Source organism: uncultured Blautia sp., assembly GCF_902497045.1.
Lineage (GTDB): Bacteria > Bacillota > Clostridia > Lachnospirales > Lachnospiraceae > Blautia_A.
Genome location: NZ_CABVDF010000003.1, coordinates 35,403 through 50,146 on the forward strand (window position 1 = coordinate 35,403; position 14,744 = coordinate 50,146).

General features: G+C 42.9%; 24 protein-coding genes. 5 read left to right on the plus strand and 19 right to left on the minus strand.

Annotation, left to right across the window (positions count from 1 at the left end; all coding sequences use genetic code 11):
* Nucleotides 1-5: 5 nt before the first annotated feature.
* From RDS42_RS00830 to RDS42_RS00890, 13 genes are all read right to left on the minus strand, one after another.
* Nucleotides 6-161, minus strand: a complete 156-nt coding sequence (locus RDS42_RS00830) for a hypothetical protein (protein ID WP_308781934.1) — start codon at nt 159-161, stop codon at nt 6-8.
* 3 nt (nt 162-164) lie between these two features.
* Nucleotides 165-455 (minus strand): hypothetical protein, encoded by a 291-nt coding sequence (locus tag RDS42_RS00835; protein ID WP_308781935.1) that lies wholly within the window; start codon nt 453-455, stop codon nt 165-167.
* A 3-nt stretch (nt 456-458) separates the two neighbouring features.
* Nucleotides 459-2,195 carry a ParB N-terminal domain-containing protein gene (locus RDS42_RS00840; protein ID WP_308781936.1) on the minus strand — a complete coding sequence of 579 codons (1,737 nt, stop codon included), beginning with the start codon at nt 2,193-2,195 and terminating at the stop codon, nt 459-461.
* A complete protein-coding gene (locus RDS42_RS00845; RefSeq protein WP_308781937.1) occupies nt 2,195-2,995 on the minus strand; it encodes a ParA family protein in 801 nt (266 codons plus the stop codon). The genes RDS42_RS00840 and RDS42_RS00845 overlap by 1 nt, the downstream gene beginning before the upstream one ends.
* Before the next feature lie 21 nt (nt 2,996-3,016).
* Nucleotides 3,017-3,490 (minus strand): hypothetical protein, encoded by a 474-nt coding sequence (locus tag RDS42_RS00850; RefSeq protein ID WP_308781938.1) that lies wholly within the window; start codon nt 3,488-3,490, stop codon nt 3,017-3,019.
* The gene (locus tag RDS42_RS00855; protein WP_308781939.1) at nt 3,487-3,981 is read right to left on the minus strand and encodes a hypothetical protein; all 495 of its coding nucleotides are present in this window, start codon (nt 3,979-3,981) and stop codon (nt 3,487-3,489) included. The genes RDS42_RS00850 and RDS42_RS00855 overlap by 4 nt, the downstream gene beginning before the upstream one ends.
* Nucleotides 3,978-4,745 carry a hypothetical protein gene (locus RDS42_RS00860; RefSeq protein ID WP_308781940.1) on the minus strand — a complete coding sequence of 256 codons (768 nt, stop codon included), beginning with the start codon at nt 4,743-4,745 and terminating at the stop codon, nt 3,978-3,980. The genes RDS42_RS00855 and RDS42_RS00860 overlap by 4 nt, the downstream gene beginning before the upstream one ends.
* 126 nt (nt 4,746-4,871) lie before the next feature.
* Complete coding sequence (locus RDS42_RS00865) at nt 4,872-5,219, minus strand: hypothetical protein (protein WP_308781941.1); 348 nt, start codon at nt 5,217-5,219, stop codon at nt 4,872-4,874.
* Between the two features lie 39 nt (nt 5,220-5,258).
* The gene (locus RDS42_RS00870; RefSeq protein ID WP_308781942.1) at nt 5,259-5,480 is read right to left on the minus strand and encodes a hypothetical protein; all 222 of its coding nucleotides are present in this window, start codon (nt 5,478-5,480) and stop codon (nt 5,259-5,261) included.
* Nucleotides 5,481-5,509: 29 nt separating this feature from the next.
* Nucleotides 5,510-5,641 carry a hypothetical protein gene (locus RDS42_RS00875; protein ID WP_308781943.1) on the minus strand — a complete coding sequence of 44 codons (132 nt, stop codon included), beginning with the start codon at nt 5,639-5,641 and terminating at the stop codon, nt 5,510-5,512.
* 13 nt (nt 5,642-5,654) lie between these two features.
* Nucleotides 5,655-6,260 carry an NUMOD4 domain-containing protein gene (locus RDS42_RS00880; protein ID WP_173704775.1) on the minus strand — a complete coding sequence of 202 codons (606 nt, stop codon included), beginning with the start codon at nt 6,258-6,260 and terminating at the stop codon, nt 5,655-5,657.
* 13 nt (nt 6,261-6,273) lie between these two features.
* Nucleotides 6,274-6,444, minus strand: a complete 171-nt coding sequence (locus RDS42_RS00885) for a hypothetical protein (RefSeq protein WP_182438357.1) — start codon at nt 6,442-6,444, stop codon at nt 6,274-6,276.
* Between the two features lie 79 nt (nt 6,445-6,523).
* Complete coding sequence (locus RDS42_RS00890; protein ID WP_308781944.1) at nt 6,524-6,856, minus strand: hypothetical protein; 333 nt, start codon at nt 6,854-6,856, stop codon at nt 6,524-6,526.
* 106 nt (nt 6,857-6,962) lie between these two features.
* Here RDS42_RS00890 and RDS42_RS00895 point away from each other — a divergent pair, with 106 nt between their 5' ends.
* Nucleotides 6,963-7,112, plus strand: a complete 150-nt coding sequence (locus RDS42_RS00895) for a long-chain fatty acid--CoA ligase (protein WP_147413347.1) — start codon at nt 6,963-6,965, stop codon at nt 7,110-7,112.
* Between the two features lie 256 nt (nt 7,113-7,368).
* On the opposite strand, the gene RDS42_RS00900 is transcribed toward RDS42_RS00895, so the two are convergent.
* Complete coding sequence (locus tag RDS42_RS00900; RefSeq protein ID WP_308781945.1) at nt 7,369-7,533, minus strand: hypothetical protein; 165 nt, start codon at nt 7,531-7,533, stop codon at nt 7,369-7,371.
* A 106-nt stretch (nt 7,534-7,639) separates the two neighbouring features.
* Here RDS42_RS00900 and RDS42_RS00905 point away from each other — a divergent pair, with 106 nt between their 5' ends.
* Both RDS42_RS00905 and RDS42_RS00910 read left to right on the plus strand, forming a co-directional pair.
* A complete protein-coding gene (locus RDS42_RS00905; protein WP_308781946.1) occupies nt 7,640-7,981 on the plus strand; it encodes a hypothetical protein in 342 nt (113 codons plus the stop codon).
* A 214-nt stretch (nt 7,982-8,195) separates the two neighbouring features.
* Entirely contained in the window at nt 8,196-8,555 is a 360-nt protein-coding gene (locus RDS42_RS00910) for a helix-turn-helix transcriptional regulator (protein WP_308781947.1), read from the plus strand.
* Between the two features lie 287 nt (nt 8,556-8,842).
* On the opposite strand, the gene RDS42_RS00915 is transcribed toward RDS42_RS00910, so the two are convergent.
* Nucleotides 8,843-9,040, minus strand: coding sequence for a helix-turn-helix transcriptional regulator (locus RDS42_RS00915; RefSeq protein WP_308781948.1), 198 nt, complete (start codon nt 9,038-9,040; stop codon nt 8,843-8,845).
* A gap of 75 nt (nt 9,041-9,115) precedes the next feature.
* Here RDS42_RS00915 and RDS42_RS14840 point away from each other — a divergent pair, with 75 nt between their 5' ends.
* A complete protein-coding gene (locus tag RDS42_RS14840) occupies nt 9,116-9,640 on the plus strand; it encodes a hypothetical protein (protein ID WP_331602328.1) in 525 nt (174 codons plus the stop codon).
* 166 nt (nt 9,641-9,806) lie between these two features.
* Nucleotides 9,807-11,150, plus strand: a complete 1,344-nt coding sequence (locus RDS42_RS00925) for a recombinase family protein (RefSeq protein ID WP_308781949.1) — start codon at nt 9,807-9,809, stop codon at nt 11,148-11,150.
* A 5-nt stretch (nt 11,151-11,155) separates the two neighbouring features.
* On the opposite strand, the gene RDS42_RS00930 is transcribed toward RDS42_RS00925, so the two are convergent.
* The 4 genes from RDS42_RS00930 to RDS42_RS00945 form a co-directional block, all read right to left on the minus strand.
* Nucleotides 11,156-11,686 (minus strand): ABC transporter ATP-binding protein, encoded by a 531-nt coding sequence (locus RDS42_RS00930; RefSeq protein WP_308781950.1) that lies wholly within the window; start codon nt 11,684-11,686, stop codon nt 11,156-11,158.
* 94 nt (nt 11,687-11,780) lie between these two features.
* Entirely contained in the window at nt 11,781-12,803 is a 1,023-nt protein-coding gene (locus RDS42_RS00935; protein WP_308781951.1) for a HAMP domain-containing sensor histidine kinase, read from the minus strand.
* Complete coding sequence (locus RDS42_RS00940) at nt 12,800-13,492, minus strand: response regulator transcription factor (RefSeq protein WP_308781952.1); 693 nt, start codon at nt 13,490-13,492, stop codon at nt 12,800-12,802. The genes RDS42_RS00935 and RDS42_RS00940 overlap by 4 nt, the downstream gene beginning before the upstream one ends.
* Nucleotides 13,493-13,613: 121 nt before the next feature.
* The coding region (locus RDS42_RS00945) for an LL-diaminopimelate aminotransferase (protein WP_308781953.1) at nt 13,614-14,744 on the minus strand (1,131 nt) is incomplete at its 5' end.

Below are 14,744 nucleotides of genomic sequence, written 5' to 3' on the forward strand. Positions count from 1 at the left end.
CCTCCTCAATGTCCGGCAAGGAACGTTTGCATCATTCTAGTTCTCCAGTCTGTCTGATTGTCCGTCCATTTTTCACACTGATCGTCGTCTTCTACCAGACGGCCGGTGCGATCGCAAAGACCACAATCATTTTCTTTACAGGTTTTGCAAGTCTTCTCCATTTTCTATCCCTCCATTTCAATTCCATTGTCAATAAGTTCCTGCATTTCTGCGTCCAGAATGCGGACGTAAGTTCCTCTTACCATCCGCATTACTTCCGGACTTAATTCTTTTGTGTTCTTTTCTGATACCAGGCTTTTTGCCAGGGCGAATACATATGCAACGCTTTCATCCTCTGTAACAGTTTCCTGAAATTCGATTACAAGGATTTTTCTTTCCTCATAGCTGATAATCCATGCGTTCTTTACGATTTCCTTGTGCAGCTCAATATGAACATAAAACGGTTTTTCCTGCAATTGTTAGTCCTCCTGACTTTCGATTATCTTTTTGATGATTCTAAGTCCTCCGACGATTAACTGCTGCCTGTAAATTGCCATCCATGGAAGACCTGGCTCTTTTTCTTCTGCTTCAAGAATTTCTTTGAGTTTTCTTTCCTCGTCATACAAATAGCCTGTTATTTCTGTGCTTGTCGGTATCTGAATATCTTTAAGCACTTCCTCCCATGTGCTTGGAATCATTCTCCAAGTGTTTGACTTTTCGTCCTGCTGCTTTTTGGTAGCGTTTTCTTCCTGATCTGATGCTTTTTGGCAGCGTTCTTCCTTTGCATCAAATTCCGGTGAATATGGATCATATAAATTTTTCGCTTCTACGATCAGGCGGCCGTACTTCATTGTTACTTTTTCCTTTTTGACCGTAATTTCCAGACCTGCTGCAAATCCCATGAAAGTATATTCAACTTCGCTTCCGGAAACTTCGTGCCATCCATGCGGTGCTATCTCTTTTTGTACTGCTTTTGCCGCTTCGCCATTATTCTTGCACTGTCTGCATATTCTCATAATTGTTTTTAATTTGTTTGGATACGCCTCAAACAACGCTTTTACTGCTTCTGCTTCTGTAAGTGTGCTCTGTGGCTTCTCCGGAGCGTCTACGGATACTATGCGGACTGGCTTCTGCTTCTTTCCGAATCTTTTCACCAATTCCTCAGACAATTCATTCCATGTCAGGCTGTACTGCATTGTACTGTCGGGGTTGAATGTTATTCCCTCTTTGTTTGCCTGATAATTGAAATGTCCGTTTCTGATCCTGACATCCCGGTACCGGATACTGATTAAGTATGCAGCCATTCTTGTGTCGCATTTGACGACTCTTTCTCTCTCGCCTTTGTTCAATGCTTCAAACAGTCGCTCTATCTGCAATTCTGGTTGTACCGGTGTCTCATTCTCTGGCGGTCTCTGCTGCCCGGTTGCCTGCGCAAGCGTGAACTGTCCCGGAATGTCTCTGTTGTCTTCCTGGAGCTTCTTGAAAGCTCTTACCTCTGCTTGCGTTATGATGTCATGTTCCATGTAGTGCTCCATAGCCTGCTTCTGATATTTTTCATCCAGATCCGCAAGCTCACGGGCCACGGTGATGTTGATTTTCTCTGCCTCAAACTCCGCCATCCATTCGGCGCTGAGTCTTTTCTGGACTGCGTGGTATCTTTCCATCTGTGTTCCGGATACTCCGATCGTCTCCCGCACCATGTCCCTTGTTTTGCCTTTCAGCTCTGTGAGTTCTCGCAAGCCTTTTATAATTTCTTCTGTCTCAAGAGCTTCTTTCATCTTCTCCCAGTCCGTTTTTTCTCTGAACCGGTTTGCCTGGATAACTGCCAGTTTTTCAAGAAGCTGCGTTGTCTCATGGTCTTCTTCGCCATCCTCCAGAAACATTTTTCTGGTATCTTCCTTAACTGTCGTGTATTTGCAGTTAATTTTTCTAAATTCCTCATGCCCTTCCTCTACAAGCATTCTGCAGCACATTGTCCTGCAGTGTCCGGAAATTATGTGATCTTCCCCGTTTACGTCCTCGATCAGGACATCTTGCATTACTCCAAACAGCTGAATTGAATTTTTCAGCCCCTGGAGCCGGTCCGGGTCTGTCCCGTAGAAATTTTCTTTCGACGGGACAAGTTTGAATACGTCTCTGTATACAGTATCGCTTGTATTTTCCTGTTGCACCTGTTTCGGACGTTTGTTCACCATATCGGCAAGGTTAAAAGCCATCAGTCCTCCCCTCCTTCCTTTGCGCATTTCATGCACACTGCAGTTATGTATTCGTTTACAAGGTCTTCGTAGTCTTTCGCCGCCAGAGATCGTGGAGAATACAGTGGAATCGGTATCCTTGCATACGTGCTTTCAGATACCTTTCTGGAATATCTTATTTTTGTCTGGAGCATTGGATAGCCTGCTGCCTGGATCATTTCCAGTCCCTGTGCCTGAGCTTCGTTTCTTCTGTCGTACTTCGTGATGAAGATCCAGAAATTTTCCAGATCTTTGTTCAGGTCTTCTTTTGTATATCCAATCTGTCTCACCAGCTCCGGCAATCCCTCAGTTGTATTGTCGTCGATTTCAACCGGAATCAGCACATCATCACATGCTGTCAAAGCGTTAATGGTTGATACATTAATATCTGGAGCGTTGTCAATAATGCAGAAATCGTACTGATCTTTCACACATTCAAGAGCGTCCCTGATACGGAACTGCTGTGGGCGTGTCTGATCTAACATTACTTCCTGATTCGCACTAAGCAGCCGCATATTTGCCGGGAGGACATCCAGACCTTCAAAATCTGTGTGCTTAATGAGCTTATTCATCCAGTCTTCCGGATGTCTGGCTGTCATAATTCGGTCAATTCCTTCCCCGTCCTGGGTGCGTCGGTTTAATCCACGTGACGCGTCTCCCTGCTTGTCGTTGTCCACCAGGAGAACTCTGTTTCCCTGACTTGCAAGAATATATGCGACGCTGTTTGATGTGATCGTCTTTGCAACTCCGCCTTTTAAATTTATTACTGCGATTGTTCTCATAATCGTTTCCCCTTTTCTTTGTTATTCCCATTCTTCGCCCCGGCTACATCCTTCGTCTTCTTCCAGGAATCCTCCCAGAGTGCCATAAATTCTGCATATGCTTCTTCCTGATTTCAGATGTTGTCTTTGCACGCATTCTTTGCAGAGCGTAATTTTTCTGTACTTCTGCATAAGTTTCCATGCTTCACTGTGGTCAAAAGAATTGATTTTGTCATATTCTGCTTTTATTTTGCTTATGTGCTTACTCATTTCGCACGAACTGCAGAAATAATACTCAAGTGCTTCCTGGCTGGTTGTCTTCTCTCTGTATTGACAGATATTGTCGCAGATGTAAGTCTCCAGGGCTTCAATGTCTGTGTCTATTCCTTCGCTTTCGGTCTTCGTCGGCGCGGCGCATCCATTCAGGTTTTCCTCCTTCTGGTTCGCTTTCAAAGTAAATCCCTCCTTTCCGGTCTTTGTAGTATGTGAATCTGTATCCGGATTTAATGATCTCACCCAGATACTCCATTTCTGCCGGGTTCTGTTCCGGTCTCAGGCTCCATCCCTTCCCCCATATCTCCTCCGGCTTCACGTTTCTTCATTTCCTCCTGTAACCATGCTGAGTATGTATGTTTCCCAGTCTGTGAGGATATTGTGATCTTGCACTCCTGCAGCTTCTTGCAGGCTTTCTCCCACTCCTGGGCGTTCTTTATCGGTTTTCCTTTTGTATCCTTGAATCCTGCTGCCATCATGTCGTCAGTTTTCAGAATCCGCGTTGCAACAAATGCGTCTCTTGTATATACGCATACTTCACATTCTTTGTGAAAATGTCCCAGGGCTTTTATAAGGGCTTGCAGGTTCGTCTTGTGATATGTTCCCTCAATGCTTCCGAATCCCTCTCTGGTTATCGGTGTGCCTTTGAATATCGTTTCGATCACGTACCCATATTTACGCTGCATACATTCCTGAGACTGTTTATCTGTCTCCAGATATATGTTTACCTTCATGCCCTTTCCCTCTTTTTCTTTGCTTTCTTCTTTTCCTGTTTTGGCAGTCGAACTGTTCTAATCAGAGTGTAAGATCGGTACTGGTAGCCTGTCAGATCATTCACGCCTTCATGCAATGAGTCTTTTTCCACCTCCCAGCCCTTCGGCACTCTGACTTTTCCCCATGTTTTCCAGTGTTTATACACTTTTTTCTCTGGCTCCGGAATTGGAAGATTGCGTGATGCGGAATAGTTTGCCTCTCTCAGTCTCTTGTCCGTCTCCGGTGTCTTCGTTATGTAGTTGGCCAGTTTCTCAAACTCGCCTTTTTGATACAGAAGCTGATTCTGTATCTGTCCGTGTTTCCACGCTTTCGCAAGAATAACGTCCGTGTCAGGAATCCTGTTCACTATGATGTGAATGTGCCAGGCTCCCCTTGTACCGACTTCTATATTCCGCATCCATTTCAGTTCTGCTCCTCTTTTCTTGTATTCCCTTCTGAGTATCTGCAGAAATGCTTTCCAGTCTTCCTTTGCTTCTTCCATGGATTCCGGTCTTTTGTCCTTCTCGTATGATAATCTTGTGAAATAATCATCTACATCAAAATTGTTCCGGATCTTCCACCTTGCCAACCTCTCCCTGCTGTATCTGTTCCTCTTTGCCATCTGTTCCGGAGTGGCTTTCTTTTTCTCCTGTCTCTCCTGTCCTGGTGCTCCATACTTTGCCGTGTGATATTCATACACCTCTATGGCATTCCGGAACCTCATTCTTTTACACATGTAACTCATTATCGTATCCCCTGTTTTGAATCCATCTTTAATACTCTTAGCAAGTAAGCAACAGGGGCTTTCGTTCCCCTGCTTTTTCGACTTACTTTCATTTATTTTTCAAGGATCCGGTGTTGCCTTTTTAGTTTACATAATGCCTTTGTTATTCTTAACTGATTCGTGCCATGCTTTTGCAGCCGCTTCGCTCATGTTCTTGTTGATTGTACTCTCCTGCACTTTCCAGCCAGTTCCGTTAATAATTTCTCTCGCGCAATCTTTCGCTTCCGGATTCGTTTTTTTAATTGTCTGCGCCAATATCTCCAACGCATTGATTAAGAACGGAAGATCTCCCACCGGAGTGGGAAAAATAAAATCGGAAATTTCGTTCAGCCACATCTGCTGTCGTATTCCGCATAGTGTTCTTGTTTCTTCTTCTCCTGCTGTTTTGATTTTTTCCATAAATTCTCCGAATCCTTTATAGTCTGTTTTTAACATCTTCAATCCTCCTTGACATTTCCCCATATTTTCTTTATACTATTTGAAAAGGTTGTTTTTTCTTTTTGCTCTCACGTCCGCCAACGTGAGGGCTTTTTTCATGTCCTGTATCCTCTCCTCAATCCAGATCAGGCCGGAGAGGATGCAGAAAGATACTGCAAATGTCAGGATGATTTCCTGCATTCTGCTGTCGATCGTCCAGATCGGCAGCATAGAAACCAGGTACCCGGATACCAATGAAATTATTATTTTTCGTTCCATTTCTTATCTCCTTATGTAGTTGTCATAGTTCAAGCTGTTTCCTCTTTTTCTTTTGGCTTTTCCTTCACCTTTACGGTGATCTCAACGCCATGCTTCTTTGAGAGGATCGCGGCAAGAGTTTCGTAGAACCTTACCGCGTTAAATGTTCCTTGTGTTTCCATCTTCTTCCCCCTCCTAAAACTCAAATTCTACTGCAGGAGCTGTCGGCATTGGTGTATATCCGCCAGCCAGCTCCAGGCGTCTTATTGCTTTGCGTCGGCTTGCTTCGCTGTTGTCCCAGGCATATTCGTATCCATCCGGAGCCGGTCCGCGTTTTGTTTTCCCGTTACAACGATCAGTGATAGCTTGTCTACTCAAAAAATTCTTTTTCGCTGCTTCTCTCGCAGATCTGTAATATTCCACATCCTGTCCGCAACTGTCCAATTTCACGACTATTTTATTTCTGGAACTGTAACCGGTCAGCTTTCCAAGTTCCTGTCTGGGTATGTATGCTATATTGTTTATGTGATTCTCGGACTGCATTCCGTTCTTATGATACGGAACCGCACCGTCAGGAACAGGTCCTAAAAACGTCCTTGCAATCAGGGAGAGAACTATCTCCTCTTTCGCTTTTCCGTCTTTTGTGAGCTTCACAACCAGGCGCTGACTCCCTTTCATTTTTTTGTGATAGGGAGTCATGCTGCGAAACTGTCCGGATTTCAAAGTTCTCCGGATGTTCCCCTCTGTGCTCGCCTGGTATTTACCGTCATATCCTGGAATATCTTTCCATCTTTCAATCAAGGTCGTCCCTCCCTTATGCCGGCTTTTTCTGAGCCGACATGCTTGCACCCACCTTGACGCCTTTCAGGAATGTATCCATCAGTGTCTGCTTTGTGATGTTTACAGACTGCAGAAACGCTGTCAGTTCTTCGGCTTCGGCTTTGTCTTCCATGCTTAACATTACTTCCATATTCTTCTGTGACATATCTTTCGCCCCTTTCTGGCTTACCTCATCAGTGAACACGTTGCCATCGTGTCCAGACGGTCATTGTTGACCGTTTCGGCTATTCTTCTTTCCATTGGTATGATGTACATGCTATACACTGTTTACACTTTTCCAGTGGTTCATCTGATGCTTCACCTCCGAATCCCATACAGGTTCCATCGCTGTCTCTTCCTGCACTTCCAATCTTTTGCTGTATGCTGCATGTCTGGATCCGCTTCTCTATCCTGTACTCTTTACAGATGATTTTCTTTCCAACTGTGCATCCTTTCTTTCTCGCATACTTAGCGGCCCATGCCCTGCTAACTCCGTCATTATTGGATGTCCAGCCCATAACCCATTTGCCGCAAATATCGCAATATACATCCGTATCTACCTTTCTTGTGATTGCCATTTATGTTGTGCTCCTCCGTTTCGGCTTGTACTTTTCTTTCTTCTCTCCTATACTTTAGTTATCAGTCTGTACCAGAGACTGAAAACTAAAGAAAGGAGACCACTACATGAGCGAAAAAGAAATTGCAATTCATAATATTGCTCTGCTTTACAGTATTCATAAGGAGCTGCACCCTGATGATACTGAAATGACTCTTGAAATGATCGCTGCTAACTACAGTAGAACCGTTTCAGAAGTCAAGGAGATTCTTCTGTAATCTCGCAAATAGCGAATGGTTTCAGCTTTCTGATCCGTTCGCTATTTTGTTTTATCGCAGATTCTAAATACTTTGGAAGTAACTCAGCTTCTCCCTGAGTCCATCCGCATTCCTGCATTTCTTTTAAAATCTGCCTTGCTGTTCGTTGGATCATAAATTCGTCTATTCCTCCAACTCTTCTCCTGGGTCTCTCCAGCATTTCACATCCCCTTTCTTTTAATTGTTATTCACTTTCGCCCTCCCTTTATCCTGACGACTATGCAGTTTTCTTAGGTTCGATATTCTTTGCCAGCTGCATTCCGATCATGATTCCCTTGATTTCTCTTTTTTCATTTTCAGTTAACTGTTTCAGCATTAAAATCATTCCTCTGAGATCTTCTTTCTGCTGTTCCAGAGTTGTCCTTTCTTTCGTTGTTGTCATATATCTCACCCCTTTCGCTCAATCTATTGACTTTTAGCTAATGTTCTCCTATTCTGATATCACAAGGCACTGCCATGCCTGAGTTTTATGAAAGGAGAAATGTGCAATGCGTAAACCATTTACTTATTCACTGTCAGATAATGATGTCCTTACTATCATTTCTGTCTTAACAGTCATGGTTAATGAACTCCCGGATTCCGATTTAGTATCCCCTGAGATCATTAGCCAGGCTTTGTACTACAGCGATCAGGCACTTGAAACATTGAGTAATGGCGGAAATCAGATTTCCAACAATCAGCTTTCTGCTATTCATATGGCTTTGCAGTTGGCTGATGGAATTATTTCCGGTCAAGTTCCAGCAAGTAACGATTCCATAGAGCTTTGTAAAAACTCTTTGTTCTCGATTCGTAAATTGCTTTCTGTGTTTGATAAGTATTTTTCAGATTGACCTTTCGATATTTCAATTTGAACCATTTTGTTTTTGGATGAAAGTTTACAGTTATCTTCCATCTTTTGTCCGTTTCCATTTGCTTCACCTCTTCCCTGTCTTCTATGTTGACATTATATTCTACGCAGTTGATTTTGTCAATACTTTTTGTCTACTATGTTGACTTTTTGACTTTTTAGTGATATTCTACTTTGTAGAAAGAGAGGTGAATTCAATGACCCAAGGTGAACGTGTTCGTTCTGTTAGAAAAGAACTTAACCTGACACTTGAAAAATTCGGTGAAAAATTGGGTGTCAGCAAGGGAGCAATCTCAGCCATTGAGATTGGAACGCGGAATCTTACTGAACAAATGACAAAATCCATTTGCCGCGAATATAATGTAAATTATGATTATCTGGTAAATGGTGAGGGAGAAATGTTTGACGATCTGCCGCAGACAGTTCTTGATGAGTTGTGCGTGCAATATGATTGCGACAGTTTCGATCGAGTCCTGATCGAAGAATATTTAAAACTCAGTGCTGATGATAAGCAGGTTCTGAAAGATTTCATTAAAAGACTTAGCAAAAAGATTTAGTGCTGCAGTTTTGGATATAAAAAAGGGAACCCTTTCGGATTCCCTTTTCGATCACTTCTGGCCGTGAACGTATATGTACTGTATGAATTTGTATATGCGTTGCAGCTGGCTTTCAGATGTGATCTTTTGGAGCAGTGCGTCGATCTTCTGGCGTGTGTCCATCTGCATCACCTCTTTCTGATCTGATTATATACCAGTTTCCAGAAAGAGGAAATACGTTCAGCTCCGTTTTCCCGATATCGGGAAATAGTTCTGATATGAGTATTTTGACGTTTTATTCTGCTATACTATTTGTATTCAGATGTAAACAAATCTGTCATTTTTACATCAAGTGCGCGTGCGATTGCTTCCAACTGGCACAGCGTCGGAGATACCAGACCATTTTCAATGTTATTTAATGTTGTTTTTCCAATTCCGGTCATTTTCTCCAGCTGTTTCAATGTGATTCCTCGTTTGTGCCTTGCCTGCCATGTCAGAACATCCATGTGCATTTCCTCCGTATATATAGGATGCACATAAAAATATAATAATATTCTTTTTTATCTCAAGGAGGACTGCCAATGAAAAAAGGAATGCGTACTCCAAGTATCAAAAAGAGTGTTCGTGCAAAAACTACCGGAAAAATCAATAGGTCTATTAAGAGATCTATTGATCCCACCTATGGTAAAAAGGGAATGGGAATGATTAAAGACCCTAAGAAAGCAGTTTATAATAAAGTCTATAACAAAACTACTTTTTCAGTAAAAGACATTTATAAGGCTTCACGTTCAAACAACTCCGCGAGCACTTCCGACACATTTCATTCAGAATCAAATTTCGAGAACGCAAGCGTTCCTAATCTACATAATGAAAAAGTGTCAAATGATCCTTACATCATTTCGGATGGAAAGGCAATTTTCGGTAAGAAAAGTTATAGTGAAAAACAATTGAAAAGATATTCTATTTCTCTTATGATTGTGGGTGTGTTTTTGATTGTATGTGGTTTATTGGTTCTTCCGATAGGTCTTATTTTTTCCCTATTTGGAATTATCACTGTATGTGTTTCACGTTCTTACGCAAAAGCAAGGAAAGAATTATCGAAATAGAACAATTTAAAAGTCGCCCCAGTGTTGGCACACCAGGACGACCTTGTGAATCTTTGCAGCTATCAGTTGATGCTACAATTCTTCCCTAGACAGTTAGAATTATAGCACGAACTGATACGCCTGCATAGGTGTATTTTTTATACCCATTTTTAAGGAGTGATATGTTATGAGTATAACAAATGTTGCTATATATGTACGTGTCTCCACAGACCGACAGGCGAAAAAGGGAGACAGTATTGATGAACAGCTCTCTACCTGCAAAGCTTATATTGCATCCAAAGAAAACATGGTTCTGGCCGGAACCTATATTGACGATGGAATCTCCGGCAGGAAAATCAAACGTGGAGATTTTGAGCAGTTGCTTGATGATGTCCGACTCGGACGCGTGAATCTGATTATATTTACTAAACTTGACCGTTGGTTCCGTAGTCTGAGACATTATCTGAATACGCAGGCTATTCTCGAAGCGAACCATTGCGACTGGCTTGCTGTCGATCAGCCGTACTTTGATACGACCACACCGCATGGCCGGGCTTTCGTTGCGCAGTCCATGACCTTTGCAGAGCTGGAAGCGGAAAACGATTCTGTCCGGATCCGGGATGTGTTTGACTATAAATACCGGCAGGGTGAAGTTTTATCCGGCAAAGTTCCTCTTGGATATTCTATCGAAAACAAACACCTTGTGCCTAACCATGACGTAGACAAGGTGCTGCATATCTTCCAGTTTTATGCTGAATGTGGTTCTCTAAATCAAACAATCGCGCATCTGGAATCTGACATTGGGATCATTATGTCCCAGGACAATCTCAAAAAGTCTATTCTAAAAAATAAGAAATACATTGGAGCGTTCCGGGATAACGATCATTATTGTCCTGCTATCATTCCAGTTGATCTGTTCGAACGTGTGCAGGAACTGCTTGCTATTAATATCAAAAGCAGTCAAAAATACAGTTATGTGTTTAGTGGCTTGCTTCGCTGTGCTCACTGTGGTCAGGCTTTTTCTGGATTTACACAAAAAGCAAAGAAAAAATCCGGTGGTTTTTACAAATATCCGTACTACAAATGTCATGGGGCTTATCCTAATAAGCGTTGTATCAACCGCAAGATGGTTCCCGAATCATATATAGAAAAATACCTGCTTATAAATGTCAAAGATCTCCTGCAGGAGCATATTGCAGAATATGAGATTGCAAGTGCAAAGATTGTTGATTATGATTCCCGGAGAGCTACACTTCTGAAAAAAATTGATAAACTGAAAGATCTGTACATAAACGACATAATCACCATGGATGAATTAAAAATGGATAAAGAGAAATATATGAAAGAATTGGAAGATCTCCCACGCAACCAGAATCAGAAAGATCTAGCTCCAATCAAAAAACTCTTGAAAATGGATCTTGATTCGATATATAAGACGCTGGAACCGGCAGAACGCCGTCAGCTCTGGAGATCTGTCATTAAAGAAATTCAAATTGACGATCATAAGAATTTAAAGATTATTTTTTTATGACTTTTTTATAGTAGTAACTGGTAGTAACCTGTAGGCTCATCTGCCAGAAGAATCGAAGGTTTTGCCATCAGCGCTCTTGCGATTGCCACCCGCTGCCGGCCTCCGCCGGACAGTTCATGGGGATACGCCGTAAGTCTGTCTTTGATCTGCAGCAATTCCGTGATCTCCTGAAAAAATACCGGATCCGGCCCGGAACCTGCCAGACTTAATGGAAACAAAATATTTTCCTGAATGTTAAGCGCAGGAATCAGGTTGAAATTCTGATACACAAACCCCACCTTGTTCCTGCGAAATACTGCAAGCTCCTTTTCCTTCAGACCAGACAGGTTTACACCGTCTACAATCACTTCCCCTTCATCGGGAATGTCCAGTCCGCCCATCATGTTCAAAAGAGTGGTCTTGCCGGAGCCAGAGGCTCCGATGATCGCGGTAAATTTGCCTTTTTCGATGGCAAGGTCAATGCCGTTTAACGCCTTTACCTGTCCCTCTCCTTTTCCATAGGTTTTATGCAGATTTTTTACAGTTAAAATATCCACTTCCTTTTCCTCTCTCCCTCTGTAGTTTCTATCTCTTATAGCATTCTCTGTCTTTACTGATCTCTTCCTTTCTTGGAAAGCGTTCACCATAGGGTCAGCTTAATAAATACACGGAAAAGGTCGTTCCCTCTCCCATTTTCGATTTCACGCTGATATATCCCTTTTGACGGTTGATAATGCCATTTGCCAGATACAGCCCAAGACCAACTCCTTCCTGCTGCGCGGCCTCCTCCGCCCTGTAAAACCGCTGAAAAACATCCTGATAATGGGCTTCCGGTATGCCCATTCCTGTATCCTTAATGTCAATGCGGGTATAAAACTGCCATGGTCGTACCATGATGGACACATGGCCGCCCGCCGGCGTATATTTCACAGCGTTATCCAAAATATTTCCCAGAGCCTCCGCCGTCCATTTCGTATCGTGCTGTACCGTAATCTCCGGATCGCATTCTACAGAAATCTCAATACCTTTCCCCTCTGCCTTGGCCCACACGGCACTCATTGCCTGTGCAATGGTTTCATGGAGCCGCCCTTCTACCGGATGCAGCACAAATGTCCCTGTTTCCAGTCTGGACATATGAATCAGAGACTGTATAAGGAAATCCAGCTTATCGATCTGTTCTTCTAACGTTGTCAGAAATATCTGTCTTTTTTCTTCTGTAAGATTTGGCTTTTGCAGGATCCCGGAATACAGCTTCATATTTGCCACAGGAGTCTTTACCTGATGGGAAATATCACTGACAAGGCTCTGCAGGATCTCCTTGTCCTTCCGGCTCTGCATTCTTCCCTCCTGCATAATATCATAATACTGCAGAAGCTTTCCCTGCACCTTTGCAGTCAGGGAGTCTTCATAGGGCTGAAAATATTCCGGCTGACGTCCTGCAATAGCTGCATCCAGCGTCTCACAGATATCATCCGAAAACTGTTCGATCTGTCTCCTCTTTAATGCAGACCACAGAAAATTTAAGAGAACAATTCCCCCGCAGACTGCCAGAATCCCATAACGTACGGAAGCTCTCGGTACATACTCCCATAAAAGCCAGAACAAAAATCCCACAAGAACCGTACCTAATAAAAACAGAGCGGCAGACAGCCATCTTGTCTGTTTCTTTTTCATTGTGCCTTTCCTTTCCAGATATACCCCATTCCCCGCACTGTCTGAATATAAGTGTGGGAAAAGTCTTCAATCTTGGTCCGCAGGCGGTTCATGGTTACCGTCAGTGTGTGATCGTCAATAAAGTTTCCATCGTTGTCCCATAGCCGTTCCAGCAGAATCTGTCTGGTAAGGATCTGACCTGAATTTTCTGTCAGGATCCGCAAAAGCTTATATTCATTCGGTGTAATAGACAGTGTTTCTCCATTCCGCTGTGCTGTCAGAGATCCAAAATCCAGTGTCAGAAACCCGTCGCTCCACTGCACATGATTTTTGGCAGCCTTCTGTCCCTGAGCGCGGCGCAGAGCTACTTCCACCCGTCGAAGAAGAATCTTCATATTAAAGGGCTTTGTTACATAATCCTCCGCTCCAAGATCAAATCCATCCAGAACATTCTGCTCCAGATCATTGGCAGTCAGAAAGATCACAGGAAGTTCCGGGTACATGGTTTTAATCTCCCTGCACAGATCAAAACCGTTTCCGTCCGGAAGATTTACATCCAGAAGCACCAGATCCAATTCACTGTTTTTCAGCAGCTGACGGGTTTTCTGACAGTTAAACGCTGCCATAGAAAGATATCCTTCCGTATCCAATTCAAAACAAAGACCTGTGCTTAATGCCAGGTCGTCTTCTACTACTAATATTTTTTTCATGCTTCCCTCTCATGCAAAATTATTGTCTTAATTATATCAAAAATTCCAAATTTTGTATAGAACAGCACTGACAAAAACTATGCAATTTTTACAGAAGGATTGTTTTTCAGGCCTCAACTGCTTATTTCTGAAGAAGCAGTTCCAGCCTTCTGGCTGCCTCTTTCGTATCTTCAGGAGATCCAAAGGTGGAAAAGCGGAAATATCCTTCCCCACAGGCGCCAAATCCTTCCCCTGGGGTTCCTACTACCTGAATTTCATTAAGAAGATAATCAAAAAACTCCCAGCTTCCCATTCCATTCGGGCATTTCATCCAAATATAAGGAGCATTTTTTCCTCCACAGTACCAAATGCCAAGCCGATCCAGGGCTTCCATCAGGCAGGCTCCATTCTTTTTATAAATTTCAATTCCATGCCGGATCTGCCGCTGTCCTTCTTCTGTAAAAACAGCCACAGCACCTTTTTGGATAATATAAGATACTCCGTTTGTTTTGGTGGTACGATTTCTTACCCACATCTGGTTCAGATTCATTCCGCCACGAGACAGTTCTTTTGGAATTACTGTATATCCGCAGCGTGTTCCTGTAAAGCCTGCCGTCTTAGACAGAGAACAGATCTCAATGGCACAGGTTCTTGCTTCCGGAATCTCAAAAATGCTGTGAGGAATTTCATCTTCTTCAATAAAGGCCTCATATGCAGCATCAAACAGAATAACAGCGTTCATTTTATTTGCATAGTCTACCCATGCCTGTAATGCTGTCCTGCTAAATACAGCACCGGTTGGATTATTTGGAGAGCAGATGTAGATCACATCTGCCGCAATTCCCGGATCAGGATCAGGAACAAATCCGTTTTCCTCTCCTGCAGGAATATGGATAACCGTATTTCCGGCAATCACATTCGCATCTACATACGCAGGATAAGCCGGTTCCATGATCAGTACTGTTTTTTCCTTTCCGAATAAGTCCAGGATATCCCCCAGTTCATCGCTTGCTCCACTGGAAACAAATACTTCCTCATTGCTTATATTTACTCCTCTTTTATGATAATATGCCGCAATGGTTCTCCGAAGCTCCATATCCCCACATTCCGGCATATAGCCGTGAAATGTTGTTTTGTGCGCCTGGTCTTCTACTGCCTCATGCAGTTTTTGGATGACAGCATCGCAAAGGGGCAGAGAAACATCGCCGATTCCCATTCGATAGAGATGTGTTCCGGGATGTGCTTCCAGATAAGTATTTGTTTTCTGGGCGAT